Source organism: Burkholderia sp. PAMC 28687 (assembly GCF_001577465.1).
Classification (GTDB): domain Bacteria; phylum Pseudomonadota; class Gammaproteobacteria; order Burkholderiales; family Burkholderiaceae; genus Caballeronia.
In genome coordinates, this window is record NZ_CP014506.1 from 599,565 (window position 1) to 616,824 (window position 17,260).

At 60.7% G+C, this 17,260-nt stretch carries 16 protein-coding genes; 10 read left to right on the top strand and 6 right to left on the bottom strand.

The features are described 5' to 3' along the window. Positions 1-77: 77 nt before the first annotated feature. The 4 genes from AX768_RS18095 to AX768_RS18105 form a co-directional block, all read right to left on the bottom strand. The gene (locus AX768_RS18095; protein ID WP_062001495.1) at positions 78-833 is read right to left on the bottom strand and encodes an SDR family oxidoreductase; all 756 of its coding nucleotides are present in this window, start codon (positions 831-833) and stop codon (positions 78-80) included. Then, positions 830-1,405: a Gfo/Idh/MocA family oxidoreductase gene (locus AX768_RS33725; RefSeq protein WP_442857267.1), complete on the bottom strand. Its 576-nt coding sequence runs from the start codon at positions 1,403-1,405 to the stop codon at positions 830-832. Before AX768_RS33725 ends, AX768_RS18095 begins: the two co-directional genes overlap by 4 nt. After that, positions 1,363-1,953 (bottom strand): Gfo/Idh/MocA family protein, encoded by a 591-nt coding sequence (locus AX768_RS33730; RefSeq protein ID WP_231941514.1) that lies wholly within the window; start codon positions 1,951-1,953, stop codon positions 1,363-1,365. Before AX768_RS33730 ends, AX768_RS33725 begins: the two co-directional genes overlap by 43 nt. Before the next feature lie 133 nt (positions 1,954-2,086). Then, positions 2,087-2,971, bottom strand: a complete 885-nt coding sequence (locus tag AX768_RS18105; protein ID WP_062002306.1) for a LysR substrate-binding domain-containing protein — start codon at positions 2,969-2,971, stop codon at positions 2,087-2,089. A gap of 220 nt (positions 2,972-3,191) precedes the next feature. On the opposite strand from AX768_RS18105, the gene AX768_RS18110 reads away from it, so the two are divergent. From AX768_RS18110 to AX768_RS18120, 3 genes are read left to right on the top strand one after another with little or no spacing between them, the layout of a single operon-like run. Then, entirely contained in the window at positions 3,192-4,301 is a 1,110-nt protein-coding gene (locus tag AX768_RS18110; RefSeq protein ID WP_062001496.1) for an alkene reductase, read from the top strand. 13 nt (positions 4,302-4,314) lie between these two features. Continuing rightward, entirely contained in the window at positions 4,315-5,541 is a 1,227-nt protein-coding gene (locus tag AX768_RS18115; RefSeq protein ID WP_062001497.1) for an MFS transporter, read from the top strand. Then, positions 5,538-6,407, top strand: coding sequence for an aldo/keto reductase (locus AX768_RS18120; RefSeq protein ID WP_062001498.1), 870 nt, complete (start codon positions 5,538-5,540; stop codon positions 6,405-6,407). The genes AX768_RS18115 and AX768_RS18120 overlap by 4 nt, the downstream gene beginning before the upstream one ends. Here AX768_RS18120 and AX768_RS18125 read toward each other — a convergent pair. Continuing rightward, complete coding sequence (locus AX768_RS18125; RefSeq protein ID WP_062001499.1) at positions 6,402-7,424, bottom strand: LacI family DNA-binding transcriptional regulator; 1,023 nt, start codon at positions 7,422-7,424, stop codon at positions 6,402-6,404. The genes AX768_RS18120 and AX768_RS18125 overlap by 6 nt on opposite strands. A gap of 521 nt (positions 7,425-7,945) precedes the next feature. On the opposite strand from AX768_RS18125, the gene AX768_RS18130 reads away from it, so the two are divergent. Genes AX768_RS18130 through AX768_RS18160 form a run of 7 tightly spaced genes read left to right on the top strand, consistent with a single transcriptional unit; the run spans position 7,946 to position 14,088 of the window. Then, positions 7,946-8,452 (top strand): helix-turn-helix domain-containing protein, encoded by a 507-nt coding sequence (locus AX768_RS18130; RefSeq protein WP_231941265.1) that lies wholly within the window; start codon positions 7,946-7,948, stop codon positions 8,450-8,452. Next, a complete protein-coding gene (locus AX768_RS18135; protein ID WP_197672636.1) occupies positions 8,449-9,000 on the top strand; it encodes an IS630 family transposase in 552 nt (183 codons plus the stop codon). The genes AX768_RS18130 and AX768_RS18135 overlap by 4 nt, the downstream gene beginning before the upstream one ends. Before the next feature lie 6 nt (positions 9,001-9,006). After that, positions 9,007-9,936, top strand: coding sequence for an ABC transporter substrate-binding protein (locus AX768_RS18140; RefSeq protein ID WP_062001500.1), 930 nt, complete (start codon positions 9,007-9,009; stop codon positions 9,934-9,936). Between the two features lie 27 nt (positions 9,937-9,963). Next, complete coding sequence (locus AX768_RS18145; protein WP_062001501.1) at positions 9,964-10,998, top strand: aromatic ring-hydroxylating oxygenase subunit alpha; 1,035 nt, start codon at positions 9,964-9,966, stop codon at positions 10,996-10,998. Positions 10,999-11,001: 3 nt separating this feature from the next. Continuing rightward, positions 11,002-11,805, top strand: coding sequence for an ABC transporter ATP-binding protein (locus tag AX768_RS18150; RefSeq protein ID WP_062001502.1), 804 nt, complete (start codon positions 11,002-11,004; stop codon positions 11,803-11,805). A gap of 35 nt (positions 11,806-11,840) precedes the next feature. Continuing rightward, complete coding sequence (locus AX768_RS18155) at positions 11,841-12,653, top strand: ABC transporter permease (protein WP_062002307.1); 813 nt, start codon at positions 11,841-11,843, stop codon at positions 12,651-12,653. A 10-nt stretch (positions 12,654-12,663) separates the two neighbouring features. Beyond that, complete coding sequence (locus tag AX768_RS18160; protein WP_062001503.1) at positions 12,664-14,088, top strand: amidohydrolase family protein; 1,425 nt, start codon at positions 12,664-12,666, stop codon at positions 14,086-14,088. 18 nt (positions 14,089-14,106) lie between these two features. Here AX768_RS18160 and AX768_RS18165 read toward each other — a convergent pair whose 3' ends face one another. Further along, positions 14,107-17,256 carry an error-prone DNA polymerase gene (locus tag AX768_RS18165; RefSeq protein ID WP_062001504.1) on the bottom strand — a complete coding sequence of 1,050 codons (3,150 nt, stop codon included), beginning with the start codon at positions 17,254-17,256 and terminating at the stop codon, positions 14,107-14,109. Positions 17,257-17,260: the final 4 nt, after the last annotated feature.

Here is a 17,260-nt window from a genome sequence, read left to right on the forward strand (position 1 = left end):
AGGGAGAGAAGTAAAGCTTAGTGCTCGAGCCGCTGGGGCGCAGTTGGCCCCAGCCGGCTCATATGCGCGGAGGAAGGTTATCCGCCCATTGTTGCCATCATCTGGGAATTGAAGCCGTTGACGAAATCGTGCTCGCCCGGTCCGGGGTTCGCGCGCATCGGCCTGGCTGCTGCCACCAGAATCTCGTCCGCCCCGCTACCGAGCGCCTTGATCGTCTCATCGATAAACTGATCGAGCGGCATCGCCATCTCGGCTTCCTGGCTGTTCATGAGCTCGGTGCGCACCCACGGCGGCGCGATTTCGAGAACGCGGACCGTCGTGTCCTTCAGCATGAAACGTTGTGACAGTACATACGAGTGCAGCGCCGCCTTGGTCGACGAGTAGACCGCCGTAAGCGCCAACGGCACGAACGCGAGCACCGAGCTGGTGTACGCGACAATTGCGTCGTTGCGGGTCTTCAGGTGTTCGACCAGCGCGGAGGTCATCCGGATCGGACCGATCAGATTGGTCGTGACGATGGACACCATCTGGGCGTCGTCGATCTTGCCGGCGACTGCATCGGCCTGCATGATGCCCGCGTTGTTGATCAGCACATTGAGCTCGGGGTGATCGACGATCAGCTTTGCTGCCACGTGTTCGATGCTCGCTGGATCGGAGATGTCGAGCTCAACGGCCTTCATGCCGGGATTGGCTGCGATCACGGCGTCGAGATGGTTGCGTCGCCGGCCTGCAATGATTACCTGGTTGCCGAGTTTGTGCAGCGCTTCAGCGAGGCCCCGGCCGATGCCCGAACCGCCGCCGGTGATGAAGATCGTATTGCCTGTGAGTTTCATGATGCGTCCTTTATGGAATGACTGAACGACAACTCGACCCTTTTGCCTGAACGATCCGATTCCTTGATCTGTTCCATCAACTCATGCATCCGGATTGCGTCCGCGAATGAAGGTGCGAGCGTCGAACCGGTCTTGACATCGCGAGCGTGGGCCGCATAGAGGCTCGCCAGCTCCACGACACTGCCGCCCAGTTCGCCCTCTTCCAGCCATTCGTATTCGGACGGAACCGTAAGCACGGTCATTGGCTGGCTGTCGCCTCGTGCGATTTCGATACGGTTGAACGTGTCGCCGAAGCTCGACGTGTTCGTGATCTTCAGGTCGCCCTTGCTGCCCGTAATGTCGAGCTGAACGCCGTAGTTGTTGCGTTTGCCTGCCTCCAGATGAACGCTCAGCACGGCGCCGTTCGCGAACGTTCCCGCGAGAACGACCTGGTCTGCATTTGTATGCGGCAATGTTTCGCCCGTTTCCAACAGCGTGACTTCCTTGAACTGATTGACTGTGAGCGCGGACAGGCTTTGCGGGAAACCGGTCATCGTCGTGAAGAGGGCGTCCAGGAAATGACCGCCATAGATTGAGAGGAGGCTCGAAAAGTTTTCTCGGGGATGGTGTAGTAAAGCGAAGCAGGGCGTTCACGCTGGAAATATTCCACGCTGACATGCAGGCGCACGGAACGGATATCGCCTATATCGCCGTGGTCCAGCAAATCGCCCACGTAGCGATATCCCGGATTCAACCGCCGCTGCAGGCCGACGATCGTGCGCACGCCCGCTTTGTCGGCCAGTGCAAGCAGCTCCTTCGACAAAGCCGTGTCGGGCGTCAACGGCCACTCGCAGTACACGTCCTTGCCTGCCGCGATCGCGGCGCGAATACCTTCTTCGTGCTGGAACGCCGGCGTCAGCACGAGCACCAGATCGACTTCCGGATTCGATACCAGCTCCTGCACCGACGATGCCGCGTATTTGAAGCCGTGCCGTTCCACGAGGCTCGATGCCTTGTCGGCGCTGCGGCTGTACACGGCCGTCAGTTCGTAATCGGGCAACCGCTTGAGCGACGGCAAATGCCCGTATTCCGACCAATGGCCAAGGCCGATGACACCGACGCCAATCTTTTTATCGTTCACGAGAAACTCCTGCGTTAGGCTGCGCAGACGACTGCGCGGCGACAGGAGGCATCGTAGGAGTGACGGGATTAAAGATAAACGGGCTGCGATTCCGAACATTGCGGACATCGATGTCCGAAACGTATTGAGCGCACTAGATCTTCAGGTTCTGACTGATGTAGTCGATGAACACGCGCAGCTTGGGCGACGCATAGCGGCTCGCCGGCCAGAGAATCCAGAAGGTTACGGTCTGGTTGATGTAGTCGTCGAGCACGACTTGCAGTGCGCCGCTGGCAAGCGCATCGCGAACGAGGAAGGTTGGCAGGAACGCCAGACCTTTGTCCTGCAGCGCAAGAAACCCCAGGACTTCGATCGTGTTGCTGACGAAAGTTTGCGGCAGCTCTGGATCCGCCTCCGATGCCGCAAGCTGGAACGGCCAGCGTTCGAGCCTGCCTGTAGCCGGGAATTTGTGCAGCAGGCAAGCGTGATGAACGAGTTCCGACGGATGTGAAGGCGTGCCCCGTTCCCGGAGATAACCGGGCGAGGCGACCAGTACCTGCCCGCAGGAACCGAGACGGCGCGATACCAGCCGCGAGTCATGTTGTGCGCCCGTGCGAATCACGGTGTCGAAGCCTTCTTCAACCACATCGACCATTCGATCGGACAAGTCCACATCGATTTCGATGTCCGGGTACTGCGCCATGAAGCCATCGAGCGCCGGCATGATGAGCCCGGACAACTGCGGCGTGCTGATCCGCAGGCGGCCGCGCGGGCTGCCGGCGGCGTCGGACAGTTCGGCTTCAGCGGCTTCCACCTCGCCGAGAATACGCCGGCATCGCTCGAGGAACAGCGTGCCTTCGGCGGTCAGCGTGATGCTGCGCGTGCTGCGATGAAAAAGCCGCACGCCCAGGCGTTCTTCCATTCGCGCGATGCTCTTGCCAACCGCCGACGACGATAAACCGAGCTGCCGCCCCGTTTCCGTGAAGCTGCGGGTGTCTGCGACCTGTACGAACATCGAAATGCCGCCAAGGCTGTCCATGATTGTGTCCCGGGAGAAGTTCGCAGATTTTCCGTCCGCCACGCGGCGCATTTGCGCCTGGCCGGTCACGACCGTGCAAATGCGATTAAGGACTTTTCTGTCCAATATATTCGGAACCTTAGCCCATTTTTCTTCTTTTGAATCGTTCCTACACTCTCATCCAAGGTCGAAGCACCCGCTGCCGGTCAATATCGGCAGCCCACCAAATCTGGAGAGAGTCATGTCTAAACTTCATTCCGCCGTCAAAGTGGGTCCCCTGGAATTTTCGCATCGTGTCGTGCTTGCGCCGCTTACCCGCATGCGTGCCGAGGAAGGCGCAAGACCCGGTCCGTTGATGGCCGAGTACTACACCCAGCGCGCCTCGAAGGGCGGTTTCCTGATCAGCGAAGCTACCATTGCCGCGCCCAACGGCAACGGTTATCTGGGCGCGCCCGGTCTGTACGACGACAGCCAGATCGCCGGCTGGAAGCACATCACCGATGCCGTGCATGCCAAAGGCGCCCACATGTTCCTGCAGCTCTATCACGCGGGACGGCAGTCGAACAGCCAGTTGCAGCCGGATGGCGCCCAGCCGGTCGCACCTTCCGAGGTGCTGCACGGCGGCGTGGCTTATACCGAAGCTGGCTGGATTCCGAATACCCCGAGCCGTGCGCTGACGGTGCCCGAAATCGCCGGGCTGGTCGAGAGCTTCCGTACCGCCGCTTTGCGCGGCAAAGAGGCGGGTTTCGATGGCGTCGAGTTGCACGCGGCGAACGGCTATCTGTTCGATCAGTTCTTGCAGGACGGCAGTAACAAGCGCACGGACATCTATGGCGGTTCGTTCGAAAACCGCGCCCGCTTCCTGATGGAAGTCACGCGTGCGGTCATCTCGGTCTGGGGCAGCGACCGCGTGGCCGTGCGCCTTGGACCGAGCGGCACATGGGGCGATATGTCCGACAGCAACCCGGAAGGCCTCTTTACTTACGTTGCAGAGGAACTGGCCAAGCTGGACCTCGCTTATATCCATCTGATCGAGCCGCGTGTGCTTGGCAATGTCGATGACGACAGCAAGGACCCGAACCCCGTCGCTGCACAGCTTATCCGCAAGCACTACAAGGGCGTGATCATCGCGGCAGGCGGCTTCAAGGCCGGAACAGCGGAAGCCGTGATTCAGGCGGGCGACGCGGACCTCGTGGCGTTTGGCCGTGATTTCATCGCGAATCCGGATCTGCCCGAACGCCTGCGTCTTGAGTTGCCGCTCAATCCATATGATCGTCCCACGTTCTTTGGCGGCACGGAGGTCGGTTATACCGACTATCCGTTCCATAGCGGCGAAGCCGTGGCCGCATGACCGGGAGCCGAACGTGAACTCTTCATCCTCGTCTTCCCCGTCCCTTGCGCCGCTCTACTGGCTCGCGCTGGGTACGTTTGCAGTCGGCACCGAGAGCTTCATGATCGCCGGGCTGTTGCCCGACATGGCTGCCGACCTGCACACGAGCATCGTTGCGACGGGGCAGCTTGTCACGGTGTTTGCGCTTGCCTACGCGTTCAGTTCGCCCGTGCTGACGGCGCTGACCGGCGCGTTTCATCGGCGCACGCTGATGATTGCGGCGCTCTCTGCATTCGCTGTGGCGAACGTCCTCGCCTGGGGCGCGCAGAATTACTGGGAGCTGATGGCGGCGCGCATCGTGCTCGCAACCGCCGCGGGCCTGTACGTGCCCGGCGCCAACGCGCTGGCGGGCGCGATCGCCGGACCGGATCGGCGCGGCACGGCGCTCGCAATCGTGAATGGCGGAATCACGATTGCCGTGGCGTTCGGCGTGCCGTTGGGCGCGGTGATTGGTGACCGGCTCGGCTGGCGCATGACGTTCGCGGGCGTCGCGGCGCTTTCCGCTGCCGCGAGCGCCGGGCTGTTGTTCGGACTGCCGCGTTCAATCGGCGCAGGATTGCCGACGGCTACCTTGCGTGAACGTATCGATACCGCGCGCCAACCCGTGGTCCTGATGACCTTGCTCGTCACCACGCTGTGGGCCACGGGCGCCTATACGATCTATACGTATCTCGCGCTCTTTATTGCCAGGACGACGCAGCTGCATGGCGCGCAGATCGGGTACGTGCTCTTCACATGGGGCGTCGCGGCGGCGGTAGGGGTGTTTATCGGCGGGAAGGCGGTGGATCGGCTCGGCTCGCGGCGCGTGATCATTCCTTGTCTGACGGTATCGATTTTCGCTTTCGCGCTGATGTCGGCGAGTGCGCACTGGTTGCCCGCTTCGCTTGCGCTGGTTCCCGTGCTCGTGGGTGTGGTGGCGTGGGGAATCGCGCACTGGTGCTTCTATCCGGCGCAGCAGGCGGGACTGATTGGCATCGCCGGATTGCGCGGCACGCCGATCGCACTGTCGCTGAATGCTTCGTTCATGTACCTTGGTTTCTCGCTTGGCGCTGCGCTCGGTTCACTCACCTTGAGTGTCGCGTCCGTGAGCGACCTTGGCTGGGTCGCCGCGTTATGCGAGGTAGGGGCGCTGGTGCTGACCGTGAGTATCGGCCGGCATGTGGTCAAAGTCCGGTGCGCATCGACCGCCTGCCCCGCATGACCATTCTTCGCTCGACGTTCAGGATTGGTGGCGAAACCGACATCCGGCGACTCGGTTTCGGCGCCATGCGCATTACCGGTCCGGGCGTCTGGGGCATGCCCGCCGATCACGCTGAAGCTATCCGCGTATTGCAGCGTCTGCCGGAACTCGGGGTGGATTTCATCGATACTGCCGATTCATACGGGCCCGGTATTTCAGAGGAACTGATCCGCGAAGCGCTGCATCCGTATGACGCCCGGTTGCTCGTCGCGACGAAGGCCGGTCTCGTGCGCTCGGGACCCGGCCGATGGGAATCGCATGGCCGCCCCGAGTATCTGATCGAGCAGGCTCATGGCAGCTTGCGGAGATTGGGTGTCGAACAGATTGGTTTATGGCAGTTGCATCGGATCGATCCCGCCGTGCCGCGCGATGAACAGTTTGGGGCGGTAAAGCACCTCATCGATACCGGCGTGATCCGCCACGCAGGCCTGAGCGAAGTCTGCGTGCCTGACATCAAGGCCGCGTCCAAATACTTCAAGGTGGCTACGGTGCAGAACCGCTTCAACCTGGGCGATCGCAGGAGTGAAGACGTGCTGGATTACTGCACGGCGCATGGCATCGGCTTCATTCCGTGGTACCCGTTGGCGGCCGGGGAACTGACCCGGCCGGGATCGTTGCTCGATATCATCGCCCGTCGTCATGACGCTCGCGTCGGCCAGATTGCGCTTGCATGGCTACTGCAGCGCAGTCCGGTCATGCTGCCGATACCGGGAACCTCCAGGCTCGCACATCTCGTCGAGAATGTGGCCTCCAGCGCGATCACGCTTTCCGATCACGAGTTCTGCGAACTTGATCGCGCAACCGCGGGACGCGGGCACGAGTCATGACCCGGCGCGCGGCGGCGCAACCGACGCGCGTTCGATCAGGCGCACCGGCAGGCGATGTATGGCAGGGTCGGACGTCACGTTGCCCGTGAGCATCGATACCAGCAGCGCCACGCTCGTTCGCCCGAGTTCGGCGGCCGACTGGCGCACCGTGGTGATGGCGGGCATGAGGAGGTTGGCGAACTCCATGTCGTCGAATCCGACTATCGACATGTAGTCCGGCACGCTCAGCGCGCGTTCGCGCAGCGCATCGAGCACGCCGACCGCAATGTAGTCGCTGGTCGCGAACAGCGCGGTCGGTGGCTTTGCGCTCGTGACGAGTTTCGTGCCGATTTCGCGCCCGAAGGCGCGATCGTACGAGCCGAAGTGGACGAGCTTCGGATCGAAGCGGACCTGTGCTTCGGCGAGTGCGCGCTTGTAACCCGCGAGCCGTTCCTGCACCGTGAAGAGCGCTTCGGGACCGGTCACGTGCGCGATCCGCTTGTGGCCGGCATCGAGCAGATGGCGGGTGGCCTGATAACCGCCCTCGATGTTATCGACGAAAACACGCGGCACGTCCGCGCCCGGCACGTCCTCGTCCACCAGCACGATGTTAGCGCGCTCGCCCATGAGCTTTCGCAATGACCCATCGTCCGGTCGGTTCGTCGCGAAGATCAGGCCGTCGAGATGACGCGTGTCGAGCCAGCTCAAATAAAGCGCCTCGCGTTCGAGCTTGTTGCGCGTGATGCAGAGCGCGAGGCCATAACCGCTGGCTGAGGCGGCTTCCTCGACGGCGTCGGCAAGTTCGGCGAAGAATGGATTGGCGACTTCCGGCATGGCGAGGCCGATGGTCTCGCTGCTTCCAAGGCTGAGCCGCCGGGCGAGACTGTTCTGGCGATAGTTGAGCGCGAGCACGGCGTCATCGACGCGTTTGGCCGTGTCAGGCGGCAGCACGAGGCTGCCGTTCAGGTAGCGCGAGACGGTCGCTTTCGACACATCCGCCAGTTCGGCAACATCGCGAATGGTAGAGACTTTTGCCACTTGGGGTTTCCACGCAGGTTGGGCGCCGGGTTCGGGCGTAGTGTAACGCGGGGATTTGCATGAGCGTTCGCTGGTTGGTAATGGCCGGGCACTTCGGCGGTGCGAGCGTGCATCGCGCGGGTGCGGTGTGCACGCCGGCATCGCTTGTCAGCGACGTTCGGGCCTTATAAAATCATTGGCATAAAATTCGCTTAGAAACATTGCAGAGTAGAAGCGGCTAGTGTCTGGTGTATTCGCAGTAACCAGCATGGGGCATTGCTCTTGGGGCGCATCGCGCGCCCACGTCGACCAGCGTCGGCGTTTGAACGGGATCGTCCGATCTCGCTCAACGAGGAGCGTGCGTGTAGTTGCCCCACCATCTCCCTTGTTGTGCGTATCGGCAATCCGGAACACGTTCAGGCGTTGTAGCTGGCTCCCCACGTTCACTCGCGGAGTCAAAAAACATGCGTGTTCTACGTCGCTTCTTTCATCTTTCAGTGCTTGTTTTAAGCGTTAAGTGTGCGGAGTAAACGAATTTCAGAATGGCGAGTCTGACAGGCAATCCCATCCTGATTACCTGCCTGCCGATGAAATGTGCTGTTGAACTGACCGAAGCGGAGACGAAGACCTTGCAACAACTCTCGCGCAAGCATCCTCATCAAGACTTTCGAACCCGAGGGCTGGGTCTGCTGGAGCTTGGCAGCGGCCGACGGGTTCATGAGATCGCCGTCGAGCTCGATGTGAGCGACAAGTCGGTGTACAACTGGGTGCATTCCTGGAACGACAGGGGCCTGTGTGGTTTGCTGACCGGGCATAAAGGCGGGCGGCCTCGCGCGTTGTCTGATGCCTTGATCGCCACTGCCATCGAAGCGGCCCGCACCGAATCGATGACGCTCAAGCAGATCGCGCTGCGCATTGAGGAGGTGCATGGCCAGCCTTTGCCATGCCGCCTGGAAACGCTGTCGGTGGCGCTCAAGCGCGCGGGGTTTTCCTACAAACGTGGCCGCTACTCGCTCAAAAAAAGCGCGACGAACTGGAGTTCGCCGTGAAAGCAGGCACGCTCTCAAAGTTGCAGCAGGCCGCTCGTGATGGGGCGTGCCGCCTGGTCTACTTTGACCAATCAGGGTTCTGCGCTTCACCGCCGGTGCAACGCGGCTGGTCGCCCATCGGCGAGCCACACCGTGTTGTTCCTCGGCCGCATTGCAGACGCTCGGTCCTCGGCGCATTTGATTTCGGCGCCAACCTTCTGAAGCATGAAGTCAGCAAGGCGACCATCAAACGCCCCGCCGTCGTTGAGTTTCTTGACCAGATCGCGAAGGACGGCTCGCCCGGTCTGATGACGGTGGTCGTCCTCGACAACGCCTCGATTCATCACAACATCGAGCAGGAAACGATCGACCGGTGGTTTCTCGAGCATCGCATGGTGCTCTTCCATCTGCCGCCCTACAGTCCCGAGCTGAACCTGATCGAAATCGTTTGGAAGCATGCAAAGTATCACTGGCGACGTTTCGTTACCTGGACCAAGGAAACCATCGATGCTGAGATCGGCAAACTGCTCGCCGCCTACGGCTCAGAATTTGAAATCCGTTTCGCCTGAACACTTATTCTTGTTTCCCCTGTTCACGCCGCCGATTCCGTCACCGTGCTCACAAGCTGGTACGCGCAAGCCGAGCACGGCGGTTTTTATCAGGCGCTGGCTACCGGGCTTTACAAACAGGCCGGCCTCGATGTCACGATCAAGATGGGCGGTCCGCAAGTGAACGGCATGCAATTGCTCGTTGGCGGACAGGCGGATTTCATCCTTGGCTATGACTTCCAGGTCCTGTCCAGCGTGGAGGCGGGGATTCCAGTCACGACCGTGGCGGCATCGTTTCAATTCGATCCGCAGGGCATGCTCGTTCACGATGATGTGAAGAACCTCGCCGATCTGAAGGGCAAGACGATCCTGGTCGCGGGCGCGGGCAGGACAAGCTGGTGGCCGTGGCTCAAGTCCAGATACGGATATACCGACAGCCAGACGCGCCCTTACACGTTCAACCTGCAACCGTTCTTTGTAGATCCGAATGTCGCGATGCAGGCGTATCCGTCATCGGAGACATTCCAGGCGGATCAGGCGCACGTGAAGACCCACTTCTTCCTCTTTGCCGACGACGGTTATCCGCCCTACAACACGACCATCGTCGGCTTGCGCAAGACGCTCGCCGACCGGCCCGACGTGACTGCGCGTTTCGTGAAGGCGTCGATGGAAGGCTGGAAAAGTTACCTGGCCAATCCGGCTCCGGGCAACGCGCTGATCAAGAAGGACAACCCCGAGATGACCGATGCGCAACTCGCGTTCGGCGTGGCGCAACTGAAGAAACTCAAGCTCGTGACAGGGGGCGACGCAGGCACGCTCGGCATAGGCGCGATGACCGATGCCCGCTGGAAGAAGACCTACGACTACATGGTCGGCGCGAAGCTTCTCAAGGCCAGTACCGACTACAAGAGCGCCTACACGCTGCAGTACATCCAGACCGCCAAGGTCATGCCGTAAGCGGCGCTGATAAAAAGGAATCGAATCATGCTGGTTACACGTCAAAAAGTCCTGCGCCGCTTCTGGTACGCAATCATGCCCGTGTCGGATCTCGACGATGGCCCCAAGCCGTTCACGCTGCTGGGCGTCGGCATCGTGCTGTGGAAGGGCGCGGGCGGCAAACCTCACGCGTTGCGCGACCGGTGCTGTCATAGAACCGCCAAGCTCTCGAAAGGCTTCGTTGACGCCGATGGCAACATCGCGTGCGGTTATCACGGATGGACCTACGACTGCACGGGGCAATGCGTGAAGATCCCGCAGAACGCGGGCGGCGAGATTCCGTCGCGGGCGATCGTGGAGTCGTTCAGGTGCGAGGAGCGTTACGGTTACGCGTGGGTTGCGCTCGAAGAGCCGCTGCAACCCATTCCCGAGTTTCCGGAGGAGTTCACGCCGGGCTACAGACGCATCATGCAATTCTACGAGCAGTGGAACACGAGCCCGCTGCGCATGATGGAAAACTCTTTCGACAATTCGCATTTCAGCTTCGTGCATAAATCGAACTTCGGTCTTTTCAATAGTCCGCAACCGTCGAAGTATGAATTTCGACCCAACGAATGGGGCTTCGAAGCGGAAACGCATGTGCCCATTCGCAATCCGCAGGCGAGTTTCCGCATCACGGGCACGACCGACGACGTCACCGAACGCCACCTCGTGAACCGGTGGTTCATGCCGTTTTCGCGGCGCTTCGGCTGCATGTATCCGGCAAGCGGCGTGCATCACATCATCTACAACTGCGCGACGCCTATCGACGATAAAACCATGATGCTCGTGCAATGGCTCTACCGCAACGACAGCGAGGAGGCGTGCTCGACACAGGAGCTGATCGACTGGGATCGTCCCATCACCGACGAAGACCGCGAGATTCTCGAGGCAACTGACTATGACGCGTGTATCGACATACGTCGTCAACAGGAGTGCCACATGGCGTCGGATCAACCTGGTCTGCTGATGCGCCGGATGTTGCTTAAGCTGCTCGAAGAGCACGGCGAGCGCGAAGTGTTTCGCATTGCAACGGAGGAGTGAAGCATGAACGCCAATTCCCCTGATGCCGCCGCTGCGCTTTCGGTGCAGCGCGTCGACAAGATCTATGCAAACGGCACGGTTGCACTGGAAGATGCGCGGCTGACGATTCCTCAAGGCGATTTCGTCTCGCTGCTCGGGCCGTCGGGCTGCGGCAAAAGCACGTTGCTGAAGATGTTCGCGGGTATCGAGACGCCGACGCACGGACACATGCGCTGGTGGGGCCAGCCTTTCGATACGGTCGGCTCAGCCGGTCGCCGCATGTCGATGGTCTTCCAGGAAGCGACATTGATGCCGTGGGCGAGCATTGCGGATAACGTGCGTTTGCCGCTGGATCTTGCGGGCGTTCCAAGGCGTGACGCCGATGCGCGTGTTGCCGACGCACTCGCGAACGTCGGCCTGGAAAATTTCGGCAAGGTGCGGCCGCGCGAGTTGTCCGGCGGCATGCAGATGCGTGCTTCGCTCGCGCGTGCGCTTGTGACCGAACCCGATTTGCTGCTCCTCGATGAACCCTTCGGCGCGCTCGATGAATTTACGCGCAACAAGCTCGACAGCGATCTGCGTACGTTGTGGAAAAAGCGCGGCATGACGGTCGTGTTCGTCACGCACAGCATTTACGAGTCGGTGTATTTGTCGGAGCGCGTGGTCGTGATGCAGGCGCGGCCGGGGAGGGTGATTGCGGAGGTGGCGATCGACGGGGCCGCGGAGCGCGACGATGCGTATCGCGTGTCCGCGCCTTTCATGCAGCATTGCAAGACGCTCTCCGATCTCATCAGCGATGCACATCACACCTCTCTAGGGGCGCACTGATGACCAGCCCGACACTTACGTCCCGCACGTCCGCCATGAAACGGTTATCGAAGGTCGAGAGGCGGCCGCTCTTGCATCGTCCCGGGGCAATGAAAGCCGCAGCGCCCTGGTTCGTCGGCATTGTGATGTTGCTGTTATGGGAAGGCTGGTGCGCGTTGTTCAAAGTGCCGGTTTATCTCGTACCCGCGCCGCACGACATTGCAATCCAGTTGCTGAAAGACGGCCCGATGCTGCTCGCGGCGCTGGCTGCAACGCTCAAGATCACGTTGCTCGCGTTCGCGCTTGCAACCGTGATTGGCGTGACGATTGCGTTGCTGTTCGTGCAGAGTCCATTGATCGAAGCGAGTTTTTTCCCGTACGCGATTCTTTTGCAAGTCACGCCGATCGTCGCGATTGCGCCGCTCATCATCATCTGGGTGAAGGACACCACCTTCGCACTCGTGATCTGCGCTACGCTCGTGGCCCTGTTCCCGATCATCTCGAACACGGCGCTCGGGTTGCGTAGCGTGAACCCGGGGCTGATCAACCTGTTTCGCATCAATCGCGCGACACGTTGGCAGACGCTCGTGCGCCTGCGCATTCCGAGTGCGCTGCCGTATTTCTTCGGTGGCTTGCGCATATCGAGCGGGTTGTCGCTGATCGGCGCGGTGGTGGCCGAGTTCGTGGCCGGCACGGGCGGCAGCGGCGCGGGGCTTGCTTATCAGATCCTGCAAGCGGGTTTTCAGTTGAACATTCCGCGGCTCTTTGCTGCGTTGTTCCTGATTACGGTAACAGGCGTGGTGCTGTTTGGCATCACCGCATGGGTGTCGCGCATCGGTTTGCGCGGCTGGCACGAAAGCGAACTGTGAGCGCGATTACATGAGTATCCTGATTCGAAATGCAGCGGCCATCATGACCGGTGGCGCAGGCAGCCCCGACGATCCGTCGCGTGCGGCAGGCCCCGATATCCGCATTGAAGGCGAGACTATCCAGGCAATCGGCGCGCTCGTGCCGCATGCCAGTGAGACGGTGATCGACGCTACCGATTGCGTGGTTTATCCGGCATGGGTCAACACCCATCATCATCTGTTTCAGTCCTTGCTCAAGGGTGATACGGCCGGGCTCAACGCATCGCTGACCCCGTGGCTTGCAGCAACGCCGTATCGCTTCCGTGCATCGTTCGACGAAAAACGGTTCCGTCTCGCGGCGCGCATCGGGATGATCGAGTTGATGCGCTCGGGCTGCACGACGGTCGCCGATCACAACTACGTGTATTACCCGGGCATGCCGTTCGACAGTTCCGCCATTCTCTTCGATGAAGCCGAAAAGCTCGGCTTGCGTTTCGTGCTGCTGCGCGGCGGCGCGACAAAAACGCGGCAACTGGAAGCCGAGTTGCCGAGCGCGTTGCGGCCTGAATCCATCGATTCGTATATTGCGGATATCGAGCGGCTTGCGGCGACTTATCACGATGCATCGCCGCGGGCGATGCGCCGCGTCGTGATGGCGCCGACCACGGTTTTGTATTCCATCTCCCCGGCCGAGATGCGGCAGACCGCGGCGGTTGCCCGGCGGCTCGGGTTGCGTTTGCACAGTCATCTATCGGAGACCGTGTCGTATCAGGACAGCGCGCATGCCATGCACGCATGTTCGCCGGTTGCGTTTTGCGGCGAGCACGATTGGCTTGGCAGCGATGTCTGGTACGCACATCTCGTGAAGCTCGATGCCGATGAAATCGCGATGCTCGCGCAAACGCGCACGGGCGTGGCGCATTGTCCGCAATCGAATGGACGTCTGGGCAGCGGCATCGCGCCGATCCGCGAGATGGCGGATGCAGGCGTGCCGGTGTCCATCGGCGTGGACGGTGCGGCATCGAATGAAGCTGCCGATATGATTTCAGAGGTCCACATGGCGTGGCTCGCGCAACGGGCGCGGCGCGGGATGGCGGCGCAGGCGGTTTATCGGGGTGGGAGTTTTGAGGGTGGCGCCGATGCCGCGACGGTGGATGAAGTGGTGCACTGGGGCACGGCGGGTGGAGCGAACGTGCTGGGTTTGCCGGAGGTCGGTCGGATTGCAGTGGGATTTTCGGCGGATGTGGCGGTGTATCGGCTGGACGATCCGCGTTACTTCGGCCTGCACGATCCGGCGATAGGGCCGGTTGCATCGGGCGGACGGCCGTCGTTGGCGGCGTTGTTTTCGGCGGGTATGCAGGTCGTTAGAGATGATGTTATCGAAGGCGTCGACTTGCAGGAATTGCGGCGGGAATCGATGAGCGCGGTCAAGGCGATGTTGGCGGAGGTGGGGTAAAGAGTTCATGAAAAGGGTTTAATGAAAATCCCGGCTAACACTGGCCAGCCCGCCCAGCATATGCGACATATCCACCAGCCGCTGTGCAACAAGGTGCTTCACCTCGCCTTCACATTGCCAGGTGCCATACACCGCAAGCAGCGTCGCGCCCAGCGCCTCGCGCCGCTGCCTTTCCAGCAAACTCGGCCACACGATCACATTCACATTTCCCGTTTCGTCTTCCAGCGTGACGAACATCACACCCTTCGCGGTCCCCGGCCGCTGCCTCACGGTCACCAAACCGCAACCACGCGCGAGCTTGCCATTGCGATAACTGTGCAACGTCGCCGCCGGCATCAATCGATGCGCAAGCAATTCCGCCCGCAGCAATTCAAGCGGATGGCGTCCAAGCGATAAACCGACCGTCTTGTAGTCGCTGATGATATCGTCGGCTTCCGATGGAGCGCCCAGCACAGGCGTTGCGTCTTCCATGCGTGCATCGTTCAGCATGTCCTTGTCGGGTACGGCGGCGACCGATTGCCAAAGCGCTTCCCGCCGGTTCCCCGCCAGCGATGTCAGCGCATTCGCTGCAGCCAGCACCTGCAGATCGTGCCGGTCGAGCTGCGCCCGTTGCGCGAGGTCCCCCACGCTCGTGAACTGACGCACCGAACGCGCCGTTTCGATGCGCTCCGCTGAGCCATCGCGCATTCCCTTGAGCAGCGATAAACCCATCCGCACCGCGGTCTTGTTTCCATCGGCATCACGCTCGAGCACCGCATCCCAGCCGCTGATGGTGACATCGACGGGAAGCACGACAACGCCATGACGCCGCGCATCTTGCACGAGCTGCGAAGGCGAATAAAAACCCATTGGCTGCGAGTTGAGCATGGCGGCAAGAAACGCCGCAGGCTCATGGCACTTCAACCAGCTGCTGACATACACGAGCAATGCAAAACTCGCCGCGTGGCTTTCAGGAAAACCGTATTCACCGAAGCCCTTGATCTGCTCGAATATGCCTTCTGCAAAGACTCTTTCATAACCGCGCTCGGTCATGCCGTTCACGATCCGGTCGTAGTATTTCCCGAGACCGCCTTTGCGTTTCCAGGCGGCCATCGCGCGACGCAAGGCATCGGCTTCGCCGGCTGTGAAACCGGCCGCGATCATCGCGATCTGCATCACTTGTTCCTGGAAGATCGGCACGCCGAGGGTTCTTTCGAGCGCGACCTTCAGGGCATCGTTGGGAAAAGTCACCGGCTCAAATCCCTGGCGCCGGCGCAAATAGGGATGCACGGCACCGCCTTGAATCGGACCCGGACGCACGATCGCAACCTCGATCACGAGATCATAAAATTTTTGCGGCTTGAGCCGCGGCAACATCGACATTTGCGCACGCGATTCGATCTGGAACACGCCGACGGTATCCGCCCGCGAGATCATCTCGTAAGTCGTTTTATCCTCACGTGGAATGTCCTGCATCTCAAAGTGCTCGCCGCGTTTCTCCGAAATGATATCGAGCGTGCGCCTGATTGCGGACAGCATGCCGAGCGCAAGCACATCGACTTTCAAAAGGCCGAGCGCTTCCAGATCGTCCTTGTCCCACTGAATGACGCTACGATCGGCCATCGCCGCGTTTTCGATGGGAACCAGCCGCGTGAGCTTGTCCCGGCTGATCACAAACCCGCCGGAATGCTGCGACAAATGCCGTGGAAAATTCAGTAATTGCGCCGCAAGCGATGCCCACGACTGAATCAGCGGATTCTCCGGATCGAGTCCGGATTCTATGAAGCGTTGCAGCAAGTCCTGACTGGTATCGAACCATTGATGCGACTTCGCGACGCGATCCACGATCTGCGGATCGACACCCAGCGCCTTGCCCGTCTCACGCAATGCGCCGCGCGGCCGGTATGTCGATACCGCCGCCGCAATCGCCGTCCGGTCCCGCCCATATTTCCTGTAGATGTACTGGATCACTTCTTCGCGCCGCTGATGCTCGAAGTCGACATCGATATCCGGCGGCTCACCGCGCTCCTTGCTGATGAAGCGCTCGAACAGCATGCTGCTGCTTGCGGGATCCACTTCGGTCACACCGAGGCAATAGCAGACGGCGGAATTCGCGGCCGATCCACGTCCCTGGCACAGAATGTTTTCACTGCGCGCAAAGCGCACGAGATCGTACACGGTAAGAAAATACGGCTCGTATTCCAGATCCACGATCAGATCGAGTTCGTGTTCTATCTGCGCCTGGACTTCATGCGGCACGCCTGAAGGAAAGCGGCGCTGCGCGCCAATATACGTTTCCTGCCTTAGATAGGAAGCCGATGTATAGCCTTTGGGCACGAGTTCATCGGGGTATTCATATTTGAGTTCTTGCAGTGAAAAAGTGCAGCGCGAAAGTACGGTGAGCGTTTCCCGCAGGGTTTGCTCAGGGTAAAGATTAGCAAGCCGCAGCCGTGACCGCAGATGCTGCTCGGCGTTCGGCGCGAGCTCGTAACCGCACTGGGACACAGGCTTGCCAATGCGGATCGCCGTCATGGTGTCCTGCAGCGGCTTGCGCGAACGCACGTGCATCACCACGTTGCCAGTTGCGACCACGGGTACTTTATAAAGCGATGCAATGTGTTCGACCGTCCCTCTGTGCATATCGTCGAGTGCACGCTGATGCAGCGTCAAGCCGACCCACGCGCGTTGAGCAAACGTGGTGTCGAGCCATTCGACCTGGGCATCGAGCGCGGCTTCTTTCGCTGGGAAATCGGGCACGAGGATCGCGAGGCAATCCGGCATGCCGCGCAGATGGGCGAATTCTTTATCCGGGCGCGCGAGATCGTTCGGCGTGAGCAGGTATTCGCCCTTTTTCGAGCGCATCCGCGCGATGGTGATCAACTCCGACAAATTGCCGTAACCCTCGCGGTTCTGCGCCAGCAAGACGAGCCCGAACGCCGGCGACCGGTCCGCATTGACGAGCCTGAAATACGAGCCGATCACAAGCGGAAAGTCGAGATGCTTCGCCTCCACATGCGCGCGCACGACGCCCGCAAGCGAGCATTCGTCGGTGATCGCGAGACCGGCGTATCCAAGCTGAGCCGCGCGCGCGACCAGCTCTTCTCCACGCGACGCACCGTGGAGAAATGTGAAATTGGAAAACGCAAATAGCTCCGCATACGCGGGCAGCGTGGAGAAGGTCGTATCCACGGCG

Excerpts from the sequence above, each read along its gene's own strand:
- AX768_RS18160 (WP_062001503.1), top strand. The coding sequence starts at position 12,664 with ATGAGTATCCTGATTCGAAATGCAGCGGCCATCATGACCGGTGGCGCA.
- AX768_RS18150 (WP_062001502.1), top strand. The coding sequence starts at position 11,002 with ATGAACGCCAATTCCCCTGATGCCGCCGCTGCGCTTTCGGTGCAGCGC.
- AX768_RS18120 (WP_062001498.1), top strand. The coding sequence starts at position 5,538 with ATGACCATTCTTCGCTCGACGTTCAGGATTGGTGGCGAAACCGACATC.
- AX768_RS18155 (WP_062002307.1), top strand. The coding sequence starts at position 11,841 with ATGAAACGGTTATCGAAGGTCGAGAGGCGGCCGCTCTTGCATCGTCCC.
- AX768_RS18110 (WP_062001496.1), top strand. The coding sequence starts at position 3,192 with ATGTCTAAACTTCATTCCGCCGTCAAAGTGGGTCCCCTGGAATTTTCG.
- AX768_RS18105 (WP_062002306.1), bottom strand. The coding sequence starts at position 2,971 with ATGGACAGCCTTGGCGGCATTTCGATGTTCGTACAGGTCGCAGACACC.
- AX768_RS18130 (WP_231941265.1), top strand. The coding sequence starts at position 7,946 with ATGGCGAGTCTGACAGGCAATCCCATCCTGATTACCTGCCTGCCGATG.
- AX768_RS18095 (WP_062001495.1), bottom strand. The coding sequence starts at position 833 with ATGAAACTCACAGGCAATACGATCTTCATCACCGGCGGCGGTTCGGGC.
- AX768_RS18145 (WP_062001501.1), top strand. The coding sequence starts at position 9,964 with ATGCTGGTTACACGTCAAAAAGTCCTGCGCCGCTTCTGGTACGCAATC.